Genomic DNA, 12,900 nt, shown 5'->3' with positions numbered 1-12,900 from the left:
AGATTTGGAGTTGGGAGAATTATGGACGTCATTTCATCTCATCAAACATACGCTGTGATAATTGCAGTAGAACATTATCAATTTAATATATCTCAGGTACAGTATGCTGAAAATGATGCTAGAGCATTTTATAGTTGGCTCACAGAAGACCTAGGTGTTCCGGCGGAAAACGTAAAAATATGGATTAACCAAGACGCAACTGCAACAGCGTTACGGCAAGAACTTTTATACGAGATTAGAAATCTTCAAGAAGATAATCGATTTATTTTCTACTATGCAGGGCACGGGTTCTACTCTGATGGATGTAATAAGTTAACAACTTGGGACACACACCCAACCAACCTTAGTGGTACAACTGTAGCTCTAAAGGATATTTTATTCGATCCCTTACAAAATTCCGCATGTAATAAGAGTTTAATTTTTATTGATGCTTGTGCAAGCCACATTCAAGAACAGTTTCCTTCACGAGATTTACTCTCGGAAATGAGCAATAATGAATTTGTCGAATTTGTTCGATCCAGCAGTTACCAAGCTATGTTCTTTTCATGTTCTCCTGGGGAAAAATCGTATCCCAGTAACATGTTGAAACATGGGATTTGGACGTATCATCTCCTTAAGGCGCTCAAGGGCGAGGTTAGGGAAGCATTGGTAAGGGAACAATATATTACTGATAATTCTTTGCAAAATTATCTTCGCCAAGTTGTTCCTGAATTCATTCGAAGTCGAACTACACTACGTGCTATTCAAACACCGTGGGCTCAAATTTCAAGCTCCAACACATTTGCGGTGTGTGAGATTGGTATAGACGAGCAAAGCATTGATTTACCATTAATGGGCATTGATTTAGTTTATGAAGATATGATATTTCGACAAATTGAAGAAAAAAATGTTCGTAACTTACCAGGTTTTATTAGAAGTTCACATAGAGAACCTGAATACCACTCTGGAAATGCGAATAACTTCATCAATCGACTTATGAGCACACCGATATCAGAGGAAATTAATACAATTTATGAGCGTTGTAAGGATATTTTGAGATTGCGAAGAAGAGATATTACTAAAAGTGTTCAAGTGGGTGGTGGCTCATTAGATTGTAATCTGTTTCGTTTTACAATTGATTCTTGCCAAAATCCTGATAACCCAAAGCAAGTAATGATAACACGTACTTTGATACTCATTATGGATGCTAATGAACTTCCTGAAGACTTTGAGCGTGTTTTTCCAATCCGTCCAGATGAAATTGTCATTCCAATTAACGGCGAAATTGATTTTGATTTAATGGTTGAAAAGTTCGAGAACGCTGAGGATGAAATTGGGGGAAATTTAGTTGAGGATGATACAAGGGGTTACATCGAATTTGAAGCTCCTGATGGAGTAAAGTTTATTATTCTAACTGAAACAAATGAGCTAGTTATTAAACCGAGGGGTACAAAGACTATTATGGAAATGCTATCAAGCGCCAAAACAAGTCTTGTTGCACTAGCTCAGGCAAACCAACTGGAATTAGAATAAGCATAAAATATTTGGTCACATTTTTGGTCACGTTTTTTCATTCCTGAGCGCCGCGGCGCACTCGAACGTAGAAACAGAAAACTCTAGAAAGCCTTGTCCTACAAGGATTGCTCCCGCCTTTTCCTTAACGTAAAAAACCCTATCTCTCCACTGGCAGCGATGAGGTCAGGGGTTCGATCCCCCTAGGCTCCATAACTAAAGAAAACCGCCAAACACAGGGATTTCCGAGTGTTTGGCGGTTTTTTGCGTGTTGAAATCTGTTGATTGATCCATGGTCATAGGAAATAATGCGTTTAATTGCTGTTTTAAATGAAGACTTAATCTACTTTACTCTTTCAAAAAGCAATTGCTTGTCAATTATCCGCTTCCCTGAAATAGTTCTTTTTGGGGCGAGTTTGTATGAATATGGAATATTGACTCTTTATAGATTCAATTGTTATTTTTGATAATAACAAGAAGGATTTTCAGTTATTTTGTCAAATAATTAAAGGAAATTGTTTTTAGGTAATTTAGTATAATATGTTAATCGTTCGTGCGGAATAGTTAAGCATCATAGATAGCTAAATTAGGTATTTATTTAAGATGTAATTACTAAATTTCGATGCGGGGGATAATTAATGTATCTACCGATTCAACCGGTAAGAGGAATCAGCACGGATTGTTTCCAAGATCTCATCATTTCCACGATGATATATTTGGGGCTGCCTTATCAGTTGACATTTTCAGAATCCATGGGTTTTAACTTTGTACAGCATGACCGCAACGACTTGATTGGAAAATGTATCGTTAATAACAAATATACTTCACTGGATTTATTGAGGGGCTTTCATGGAGTCTTGTTGAGCAAGTCTACATTGCAATCTTCAAAAGAAGTATATGACAACATATTGAATGAACTTCGGCAAGACATGCCGGTCATCATTTATTTAAGCTCTTATTGGAATCCTTGGGGAAATCCTCATGCATATCAGACGATCGATAGTGCGCATTTTTGTTTAGTGAGCGGGATTGATAAAGATCATCTGATGTGTGTAGATCCTACCTTTGGAAAAGAAATGAAATCGCTTCCATTTAAGAACTTTTTTGAAGGGAATAATGGAGTGTGTTTTACTTTCAAGCGTGTGGAACCTGAGATCAAGAACACCAAGGACGTTTTTTTGCGAGTGATTAATAATGTGATATCCAATAATAATTATTTAGCGTTATATGATTTGGCGAATGCTATAGAGTCTCAGGAGACTTTAAGGCATGAATTTGAAGGGTTTCATGATTTTTGGGCAAGTGATTTTTTCCAGGGAATCGATACCTTGTTGTTTAGCAGGCTATATTTCCGTAAGGCGATAGAGTTTCTATCCCAAATAATCGATGATGATTCATTGAGCGTAAAGATGACTCAATTGATAAGCTGTGCTGAGCAATTATCGAATGGGTGGGAGATTGTTCAAAAAATGATTATACGAGATTATCTGGATTTTGAACTTGTTAGACATAACAGATCAATCAGAAAAATGTCGAATGCAATTAAAAAAAATGCTGAACTTGAAGAACAGCTAGTTAATGAACTGATTGAGATGAAAAGATTGCTCATCTAATTTCGTTATAATTAAAGAACCCGCTAAACACAAGATTCCCGTGTGTGTGGCGGGTTTTTGCTACATTGAAAGCTAAGAATATGGCCTGTTCATATTCCGTTCATATTGACGTCATAGAGAGTACATATCCGTCATGTAAGATTTCCTGGAAGGCTTGAAGCTATTAAAACAGACAAGGTCAGGAGTCGATACGAGTGAAACGAAGTGAGGACATAAAGGGGAAAAAGAATCCTGCTACAGATAAGAAGTCAACTTCAGTGACGAAAAAAGTTCTTATTCTCTTACTGAAAGCAATAGCAGTATTGGCCATACTAGGAGTCGTATTTATAGCAACTGTTTTTATTGTGGATAAGGTCGCCACTAAATCGGAGCAGGGGAAAATACACTCCTATGGTCAATTAGTGCCTGTAGACGGTAAAAGGATGAATGCTGTGATTCAAGGAACAGGGGAAGAAACAATTGTGCTCTTGCCTGGCTTTGGAACAGCGGCGCCAGCCCTTGATTTTAAGCCGTTAATAGATGAACTATCACCATTTTACAAAGTGGTCGTGATTGAACCTTTTGGTTATGGACTGAGTGATACAACCGACAAAGAAAGAACCACGGAAAATATCGTAAGTGAAATTCACGAAGCCGTGCAGAGTCTTCAAATTGACCGTTACATTCTAATGGCTCATTCCATTTCCGGCTTGTACGGATTAGAATATGTGAACAAATATGAAAACGAAGTGAGTGCATTTGTTGGGCTCGACAGCAGTGTACCAACGCTTAGCGAACAAGAGGTTTCATCTTCAACATTAGGGATATTAAGCCTAATCAAAAAATCAGGGTTCACCAGATTATATGCAAAACTAGGCGATGACCCGTATGCTGAGCTGCCCTATGATGAAGAAGCTAAAGAACAAATGAGAATGCTTGGTCTCAAAAACATGTTAAATCCAAGCCAACTAAATGAAATCAAATGGATGCCTTCTAATTTCAAAGGGGCTGAACAGTTAAGCTTCCCTAATAAGCTTCCCGTTGTTTTCTTTATACAAGCGAATCATCCTGTAACGGATAGATGGTTACCAGAGCATGAAAAGCAAGCAAAAGATTCTGTTTATGGTAAAGTGATCACATTGGAAGCGGATCATTATTTGTATCGTACCGAAGCAAAAGAAATTGTAGAAAAATTCCGGGCATATATGGAAGAAATCAAATAAGCAAAGCTGTTGCGGCATCTTGTGCAAGGGTCCTTGCATAGGCTGCCGTTTGTTTTTTCGCATTCATCCAAAAGTTCTACAGCGCTCCACCTTTATGCACAGCAAATGCTTTATAGTATACTGGTTACCAAGTATAGCGAGGGAAAAGAGGGAACGGATGGATGCCTACGATATTAGTTGCTGATGATGATGTGAACATTCGCGAACTCGTCTGCTTGTTTTTGCGCAATGACGGATTCGATACCTTAGAAGCCGCAGACGGCAGGGAAGCGATGGCAGTATATAACTCGACTAGAGTCGATCTTGTCGTGCTTGATATTATGATGCCGCTTATGGACGGCTGGGAGCTGTGCAGGGAGCTTCGAAAAGCTAATCCTGACCTCCCGTTGCTAATGCTGACGGCAAGAGGAGAAACATGGGAGAAGGTGAAAGGGTTTCAGCTGGGTACGGATGATTATTTGACGAAACCATTCGATCCGCTGGAGCTGACCGTCCGCGTGAGGGCGCTGCTAAAGCGTTACGGAGTCAGCACGACGCAGACCATCCAGATCGGCAGCGTTCTACTGGACCGGCAGACTTATAAGGTGACGAGGGGGTCAGAATCGCTGGCGCTCCCGCTCAAGGAATTTGAATTATTGTACAAGCTGGCGGGCAAGCCTGGACAAATCTATACGCGCGAGCAGCTGATCGATCAGATTTGGGGGATGGATTACGCTGGCGATGAACGGACGGTCGATGTCCATATTAAGCGGCTGCGCGAACGGTTCGCGGAAACGTCTGATTTTCGGATCGATACCGTGCGGGGTCTCGGTTACCGGCTTGAGGTATCTCCATGATCAGCTCCTTATACACCCGTGTCGTATTGACCTTTCTGGTGTCTGTTATCGGAGGGACGATCATTGCCACCTTTACCACATCGTGGCTGTACAAGGAGAAGCTGAACGATAATCTGATGCTCAACGTATTCCACTTCGGCGAAGACGTCTCACGGATCTATGATGCTTTGCCGCTTGCGGAGGCGGAAGCGTATGTCCGCGGAATGAAGCAGCTCCATTCCTACTATATTCGCATGTACGACCAAGGCGGGCAGATTCAGTCATTCGGAGAGCTGAATGGTCAGAGCGTATCCGAAGTAACACCGGAGCAAATCAGTCGAGTGCTGGCTGGAGAAGTGCTTCAGATCAGCTCACAGGGAATTGTGCCTGTTCTGATGGGGATGCCTCTTCACACAGAGGAAGGAACGAAAGCTATGTTTGTAGAGCCGCTTGCCGCTTCTTCCGTCTCACTGTTGGTGAGGTTTTTGACCAACTCCTTAATAACCGGAAGCTTGCTCATTCTGATCGCTGCCGTATTTCTGGTTAGGCCAATCAAGAAGCTGACAGAAGCAACCAAGCGCATCGCGGCGGGAGACTTCAACGTTAAACTGAACATTAAGCAAAAGGGGGAGCTGGGCACGCTCGCCCGCAGCTTCGAGGAGATGATGCGCGACCTGAAGCAGCTGGAGCAGATGCGCAAGGAGTTCGTATCGAATGTATCGCATGAGGTACAGTCACCCCTCACCTCGATATCCGGTTATGCCATAGCGCTCAAGCAAGCAGGCATCCCTGAGAGCGAGCGAAATCGCTACATTGATATTATCATCTCCGAAGCGAAGCGCATGTCCAAGATGAGCGACAGTCTGCTCAAGCTAAGCTTGCTGGAATCCAGCACTCAGCAGCTGCGGGTAACTGAGCTTAGGCTTGATGAGCAGATCAGGCGGGTCATTGTAGCGATTCAGCCGCAATGGTCAGCAAGCAGCATTAGCTTTGACATGAACCTGAAGCCTATACCCGTCACGGCAGATCACGACCAGCTTAACCAGGTATGGACCAACATTATAGGCAACAGCATTAAGTTTTCGGAAGAGGGCGGCACCATTCAAGTCAGTATGAAGCAAGACACCAAAACCGTAACCGTACGCATAGCCGACGCCGGTATTGGCATCTCTGGGGAGGATCAGAAACGTATATTCGAGCGGTTCTTCAAAGCCGACCGTTCCCATAGCCGCAAGTATGACGGCAGTGGCATGGGGCTCGCCATCGCGAAGCAGATCGTATCGCTGCATCAGGGACATATCCGTGTCGAGAGCGAGCTTGGAAGAGGCGCTGCTTTTATCGTCACCTTACCGCTTGCGTCATCGCTGGAGTAGTTCGCAAGATTAACGAGGCTGTTCATATTCAGTTCACATTCATGTCATCGTCTGTACATCTTCATCAGTTAAGCTTTCTATACGGCTCGCAAAGGCAGCTGAATGATCTGAGAGGAAAGGTGTAGGTAAGATGAACAAGTGGCTGAGGATTCTGCTCAAAACTTTAGCAGTAGTTTTAATATTGATTGTAACTTTTATCGCGATCGTATATATCGTGAATGTGGTCAGCAACAAGACGGATCAGAAGAAGATCGAGGCATATGGACAGCTTGTTCCCGTCGACGGCAAGAATATGAATGTGCTCATTCAAGGGGAAGGCGAAGAGACAGTCGTGCTTCTGCCGGGTTATGGAACAGCGTCGCCTGTTCTGGACTTCAAGCCGCTCATAGATGAGCTGTCGCCTTATTACAAAGTGGTAGCCATAGAGCCATTCGGATATGGATTAAGCGACTTGACCGATAAGGACCGCACGACCGGCAATATCGTTCAAGAAATTCATGCGGCGCTACAAAACCTTAACATTGACCGCTATATCCTGATGGGACACTCGATTACAGGTCTATATGGGGTTGATTATGTAAGCAAGTACAGGGATGAAGTGACTGCGTTTATCGGAATCGATACCAGTGTTCCAACCCAGGGCGGCATGGATGTCGATTTCCCGATCGGCCAATATAAGCTGCTCAAGAACTCAGGCTTTGCCAGATTGATGTTGAAATTTAGTCCAGATCCTTATGAAGGCTTGCCTTATGATGAAGAGACCAGGAAACAACTGAATTTGATCCAGCTCAAAAATATGTTCAACCCGTCCATCTTGAATGAGATGGAGCATATCTCCTCGAACTTTAAAGAGGGCAAGCATATGAAGTTCCCGGTTGATCTTCCTCTGCTGCTTCTTGTCGGAAGCGATAATCTCTCAGAGGAATGGGTTCCGCTTCATGAAGAGCAAGCGGCTAGTGTAGAGAATGGCAAAATGGTAGTCTTCGATACAAGCCATTATGTACATCATACGAAATCCAAGGAAATTGTGGAGAACTTCAGACAGTTCATGGAGGACATGAAGGAAGCATCATTATAGCTTAGATTTGAAATCTGCATTGATAGAACAGTTTTTGGTAGTGAAACCAGCAATAGTGGGAGAGCGCATCGCTGGCAGCGATGAGGTCAGGGGGTCGATCCCCCTAGGCTCCATACATGAAAGAAAACCCGGCAAACACAATAGTGTTTGTCGGGTTTTTTGCATATTGAAATAAATCTGTTGATTGATCCGTGGTCACAAGGGGGGATTACTGTGCTGTGAATAAAATTGTCAATAAGTTCTGTTGACCGCAGTGGAAGAGGCGTTACATCATTCTGTAGCCGTTGCATCATCCTGCCGACACAGCAATAATCCCGCACTTCCACAGTTTATTGCTTAGTCCATGTGCCAAGCTTATACGCTCCATCGGACAGTCGGTCCGTATTCGCAAAATCAACCGCTGGGCGGTTCGTGGCTGGATCCAAGATTGCGATGGCCAGATCATAGGTACCGTTTGGCAGCGTGGATGTGGAGAGAGAGGACGCGGCCGTGTGCAGGCCGGTTCTCCACGTTCTTAAGTCGGCGGACGTCTCTTGACGCGCCACGATGTTTCCGCCGCTGCGGAGTTGGATTTCAACAGGCCAGTTGAACGGGAAGTGCTGAACCCCTTTATTTTCCACATGGACGGAAACGTCTAATGTGCTTCCGTTCTCCACGGTCGCCTTGCTCACGACAAAATGATAGCCCATTCGTTTCTTGAGCTGATCCATATTGCTTTGCAGCGGATTACCTACCGCCAAGGAAGCCGGGGCATTCGGGCCAAGCCAGCTTGGCTTGCTGAGCTCGGTTTGCCGCATCGTCTCGTTAAAGCCGCTGCCTGTCGTCAGTGCGGATTTCATGCCATAGTCGCCGCCATAGAATTCCCCGCCTGACACGCGGATGTCCCAGAAGTTCGGATGGCCCGGCTGCTTCTGGCTAATATCGTCCCAGTAACCGTTCTGCGTCCCCGTGTACCATCCCCATTCGGAATCAAAGCTCGGCTTGTCCCCGAATACGTCGTTGTACATGCCCATAATGAGACCTTTGTTATTGTTCTTGGCTAGCTCCACGCTCCGCCGGATCATTAGCTGCGTATGATCTTCTTGATTGGCAAATGCATCGATATAATGCTGAATGTACTGGTTAGAAATAGCGTTCGGTGGAAACGCACCAGTATAGTTGCTTTCCCCTTTGGGTCCTATGTAAGGCCAAGTGTGAAATTCCGCCCAATGGCCGAGAGAACCGATTTGTACAAAAGCGATCGGGCTGTCAGGGGTGTCGTAATGCTTCGCAATCGCATCGATTGCAAGCTTGTGCCGGGCGATCAGATATTCGGAGCTATAATTTGGAGAGAAGCCCATATTGTTGCCGGCGCCCATGCCTCCGGTTTCATCATTATAGGCCTTTCCCGGCGATTGCCCCAGACTGACCATGTCATTGTACAGCCAGTCCGGAATATCCCGGTGAGGTACGCCGGAAGGACTGTCCATAATAAAACGCAGAACGACTTTGACTCCGCTGCTCCGCCATTGCTCGAAATGATTGGAAGCTTCAATTGCGCTGAAATCATACTTGCCCTTCGTAGGTTCCAGTTCTCTCCATGTGACGCCGACATACACGAGACGGTGGTCCTGAGGATAGCTGGTTGATTTCGCAGAAGGAGCCCAGCCCTTAAACGGGTTGTTGAGCGGATGATCCAGCTCGGTTGGATAGAATTCGATCATAGTTTCTCCGGGATTCCTTTCGCTTAGAGTATAGACAGGAAGCGTCTGGTTTTGCGCAGGCAGGCGATTGGTGTCCGAGTTGTTGTCTATATATCCGATGCTTACGCTGCTGCCTGCAGAGAGTCCAAGCTCCGAGAGCGGAAGTGCAACTTCAATAACGGATGAGGTGCGTGCGAATTGGGTAGAAGGAAGAGTTGAAGACAAATTCCAGCTCCAGGTGCTTCCGTTGCCCCCATAGCGGTACAGGGAATTATTTTCAAGAAGCCACTCAATCCCTGTCTCCTTCCAGCCATAGGCTTGATATCCGGTGGAAGCGCTGTCATCCGTATTTAACCAGAGACTGCCCATGGCCGTACTCAGGCCGGAGCCTTCCACAAGGAGATACAGATTCCGGTCGTCGTGGGCAGCCTTAAGGGTTTTGGCTGTTCCGGAATTCGTGGATAGAGCCGGAATCCCCTCCCAGTCGCTTGTTTTGCCGTCGATAACAATCGAGGCCGCTTCTGCAGTCGGAGTAAAAGCGGGTAAGGGGGATAATGTAAGAAGAATGGCCATCATCATTAAAACAATCATTTTCATTGGATTACCCCGTGTTCTCATGTCAAATCTCCTCCTAGAAATATGGGTTAGCGTAAAACTCCAGGTCCATAATCGGTTAACCTGGGTATCGCGATGATTTGGAAGCGCTCACCTCCTTTCATATCGATCGTTAGAAAAAATAAATCACCTTATCAGGTGCTCCTTTCCTTTACAGATCAATAGCTTACGTACACATTTGACCCTGTGCGAAAAATGCATGCTCCACGGTATGCATGAATATGGCCGTCGACCTCAAGGTTGACTTCAAACATATGCTTTAAGTCGAGCTGCGCACGATCAAGTGGGTAGGCAGTATGACTTTCTTCGGTAGCAGCTGGTTCCCGTTGATGCGGTCGATCAAGTTGTCCACGGCAACCATGCCGATTTCCTTGGTCGGCACTTCGATTGTCGACAGAGGAGGATTGGAATATTTGGATACCTCAATGTTGGACAAGCCGATAACAGCCACTTGATTCGGAACGGAGATGCCGTTGTTGTAGAGCCCGTTAAGGGCGGCCATTGCCATTAGATCACTTCCGGCGAAGAAGGCGGTCGGATAGTTGCCAGTTTGGCATAAACGGTTGATTTGTTCGATGCAGACAGCCTCATCCCATAAGCAATCGATTACCCAATCGGGATTTACCGTCAATCCTGCGGCATGCATGCTGGCGTAATACCCTCGGTAGCGACGGCTGTCTTTCAAGTTTCCCGTATATCCGCTTCCCCCGATATATCCAATATGGGTATGGCCTTTCTCAATGAGATGGTTCACCGCCATCGAAGCCACATTGTAATGATCATAACCCACGTTATCGATATCTCCGCGCTCCGTATCAATCCCCACGATGTAAGGGACCTGCTTGCGAATATACTCGTAGGTTTCGCTGTTCAAGGACTCCATCAGGATCAGGCCGGTAATCGGCTCGCTGAACGTATTGAACAGAATTTTGCGGTCATCCAGCTCAATGCCAGTCCGAATAAATGCGATGTTATACCCTGCACTGAGGAGCCTCTCTTCTACGCCGGATAAGATCGACATGAAGTACGGATCGTTGTACTTGTCTCTCGTTACGCTTAAGACGCATCCGATTTTGATTTGCGACTTGTTATCGACTTGATCCTTGGCTGTTAAATTTCGCTTGGGGCTGGAACTGATTTTATAGTTGAGCTGTGTAACAGCTTGCCATACCCGTTCTTTAGTTTCTTCCGTAATTTTATATTTTGTATCATTATTCAAAACTCTGGACACCGTGGCAGTAGATACGTTTGCTAGCTTCGCAACATCCCGAATCGTACTCATGGATAGACACATTCTCCTTTGTAAAAATGCTTTTAAATTGCAAATTGATTATCAATTTTAGGATTAATTAGAAACGTTAAATCGCAAACAATGATTCGTACATTAATATGAATCGTTACGTAATTTGTTACGTTGTTCGCTGATGTTCTTACAGTTTACATGATTATTATGGTGAATTCAATATATACATATATGAATCAACGTTTATGTAGATGAAGTTTATAAAAATTTCAAAATTGTTATTGCAAGATTAAGGCAGAATGATATAACATGAAGTCACTAAACACGAATAAAGTGTTGCGTAAAATTTACGTAACAAACAATGTAACAATTTAGTTGTTTTCTACTAGTCAAATGGGGGTATAGCGCGAAATGGCGAGCCTGATGAATTTTAAAGAGTGTATTGCAATCTGCAACTTCGATTACCTGCCTGAAGGTCTGGAAGCAAAGTTCAACCGGTATACGCCGGATAACAATTCCCAGCTCATCCCGCGAGCATTCCTTTCGGAGCTCTTCGAGTCCTATCAAGTTCCAGAGAGTCTCCAGCAGCGACTTGTCGCCGGCATTGAGGAGATCGAACAGGATGATGTGTTGTTTCACTTCACCAAATTTTTGGTGGAAGACCTTTGCTCCGTGCGCGATCGCTGCGACGAGACGCCGTATTCGAACATGACGCCAGGGTGCATGAAACAGTACGGAGATCTCTATTCCTTTCTGCTGCTGCTTGCCTGTGTTGTTCCTTCCATGAACAAGCTTGAGCGGCGTAACGTGCCCAAAGCGTACTATGAGCAGATCCCCCATCAGCCGCTAAAACTTCAATTGGAAAAATTGGCGCTCCATGGAGATCCCAAGGTTCATGATTTTCCATGGGTGATGAATTTTTATACCTGCTCCATCTTTCTATTGGACCGGTTTTATTTCATCCCTTACCAGTTCGGAGATCCGTTCACCATGTTCCGCCAGATGAACACAAGAGAGGTAGCCGCCCTCCGGCATGCTGGGGAAGAGTTTCGCAGCGATGGGCAGCGCAATGGGATTAACGATGTGCTTGACCTACAAGGAAGCTTCACTTCCGAATGGGATGAGAACGATACCTTCATCATTGCCAACCGGATCAATCCGATGGGCTTCGTCGAAAGAGAAACGACGCCGATCTTCAAGAACGAATGGGAGCGGGTGCTTGAACCAGGGGATACACTTCTGGCTCTTCATATTCCATCCGGTGCCGGATATACACCGGAGCGGGTGAAGAATTCAATGATGATGGCGCTTGAATTTTACGACCGATATTTTCCGGAGTTATCGATCAAAGGTTTCTGGAGCTCGAGTTGGCTTTACGATACAAGGCTATCACTCATCTTGGACAACGAGAAAAGCAACATTGTCCGTGTTCAACAACAGTTTTACAACTATCCGACATTGGATGGGGATGGCATGCTGCGTTATGAAGTCTTTGGCGATTGGAAGGCCGATCCCGTGGGCAGCCCCGGCGAACTGACAACTTCGCTGCAACGGGCGGCGGCTGAATATATGCGTACGGGCGCGCGGTTTAATACGTTAAGCATGGTGGTGCTGAGGGAAGATGTCCCACAGATCGGCAACATGCCTTACATAACCGACGCGGATAAGGAGCAATTCCTCCGAACCGTAGACAGTCACTTATCCAACCTGTCCGGTAGAGCGCAGCAGGATAGATAAGATGAGGCAGGCGCGATTGCAGATATTGAATTTTTGACAAAATACGAGTCG

At 45.1% G+C, this 12,900-nt stretch carries 9 protein-coding genes and 1 tRNA gene; 8 read left to right on the top strand and 2 right to left on the bottom strand.

Annotation, left to right across the window (positions count from 1 at the left end):
- Window positions 1–21: 21 nt before the first annotated feature.
- The 7 genes from AM231_RS16445 (at window position 22) to AM231_RS29115 (ending at window position 7,685) form a co-directional block, all read left to right on the top strand.
- Window positions 22–1,512 (top strand): caspase family protein, encoded by a 1,491-nt coding sequence (locus tag AM231_RS16445; RefSeq protein WP_054403473.1) that lies wholly within the window; start codon window positions 22–24, stop codon window positions 1,510–1,512.
- A 617-nt stretch (window positions 1,513–2,129) separates the two neighbouring features.
- Window positions 2,130–3,104 carry a hypothetical protein gene (locus AM231_RS16440; protein WP_054403472.1) on the top strand — a complete coding sequence of 325 codons (975 nt, stop codon included), beginning with the start codon at window positions 2,130–2,132 and terminating at the stop codon, window positions 3,102–3,104.
- A gap of 194 nt (window positions 3,105–3,298) precedes the next feature.
- Window positions 3,299–4,306, top strand: a complete 1,008-nt coding sequence (locus AM231_RS16435; RefSeq protein ID WP_082341668.1) for an alpha/beta fold hydrolase — start codon at window positions 3,299–3,301, stop codon at window positions 4,304–4,306.
- Between the two features lie 161 nt (window positions 4,307–4,467).
- On the top strand, window positions 4,468–5,142 hold the full coding sequence (locus AM231_RS16430; RefSeq protein WP_054403471.1) for a response regulator transcription factor: 675 nt from the start codon (window positions 4,468–4,470) through the stop codon (window positions 5,140–5,142).
- On the top strand, window positions 5,139–6,494 hold the full coding sequence (locus tag AM231_RS16425) for a sensor histidine kinase (protein ID WP_054403470.1): 1,356 nt from the start codon (window positions 5,139–5,141) through the stop codon (window positions 6,492–6,494). Before AM231_RS16430 ends, AM231_RS16425 begins: the two co-directional genes overlap by 4 nt.
- Window positions 6,495–6,624: 130 nt before the next feature.
- Window positions 6,625–7,572: an alpha/beta hydrolase gene (locus AM231_RS16420; protein WP_054403469.1), complete on the top strand. Its 948-nt coding sequence runs from the start codon at window positions 6,625–6,627 to the stop codon at window positions 7,570–7,572.
- Window positions 7,573–7,620: 48 nt separating this feature from the next.
- A tRNA-Ala gene (locus AM231_RS29115) sits at window positions 7,621–7,685 on the top strand.
- Between the two features lie 216 nt (window positions 7,686–7,901).
- On the opposite strand, the gene AM231_RS16415 is transcribed toward AM231_RS29115, so the two are convergent.
- Window positions 7,902–9,872 (bottom strand): DUF4832 domain-containing protein, encoded by a 1,971-nt coding sequence (locus tag AM231_RS16415; protein ID WP_054403468.1) that lies wholly within the window; start codon window positions 9,870–9,872, stop codon window positions 7,902–7,904.
- 256 nt (window positions 9,873–10,128) lie between these two features.
- The gene (locus AM231_RS16410) at window positions 10,129–11,151 is read right to left on the bottom strand and encodes a LacI family DNA-binding transcriptional regulator (protein ID WP_054403467.1); all 1,023 of its coding nucleotides are present in this window, start codon (window positions 11,149–11,151) and stop codon (window positions 10,129–10,131) included.
- Between the two features lie 372 nt (window positions 11,152–11,523).
- Between AM231_RS16410 and AM231_RS16405 the strand changes: the two genes are divergently transcribed.
- Window positions 11,524–12,849 (top strand): acyltransferase domain-containing protein, encoded by a 1,326-nt coding sequence (locus AM231_RS16405; RefSeq protein WP_054403466.1) that lies wholly within the window; start codon window positions 11,524–11,526, stop codon window positions 12,847–12,849.
- Window positions 12,850–12,900: the final 51 nt, after the last annotated feature.

The sequence above is a fragment of the Paenibacillus solani genome (genome assembly GCF_001277345.1).
GTDB lineage: Bacteria > Bacillota > Bacilli > Paenibacillales > Paenibacillaceae > Paenibacillus_AQ > Paenibacillus_AQ solani.
Note: the sequence above shows the minus strand (reverse complement) of the source record. Positions and strands in the feature narration are given on the sequence as shown.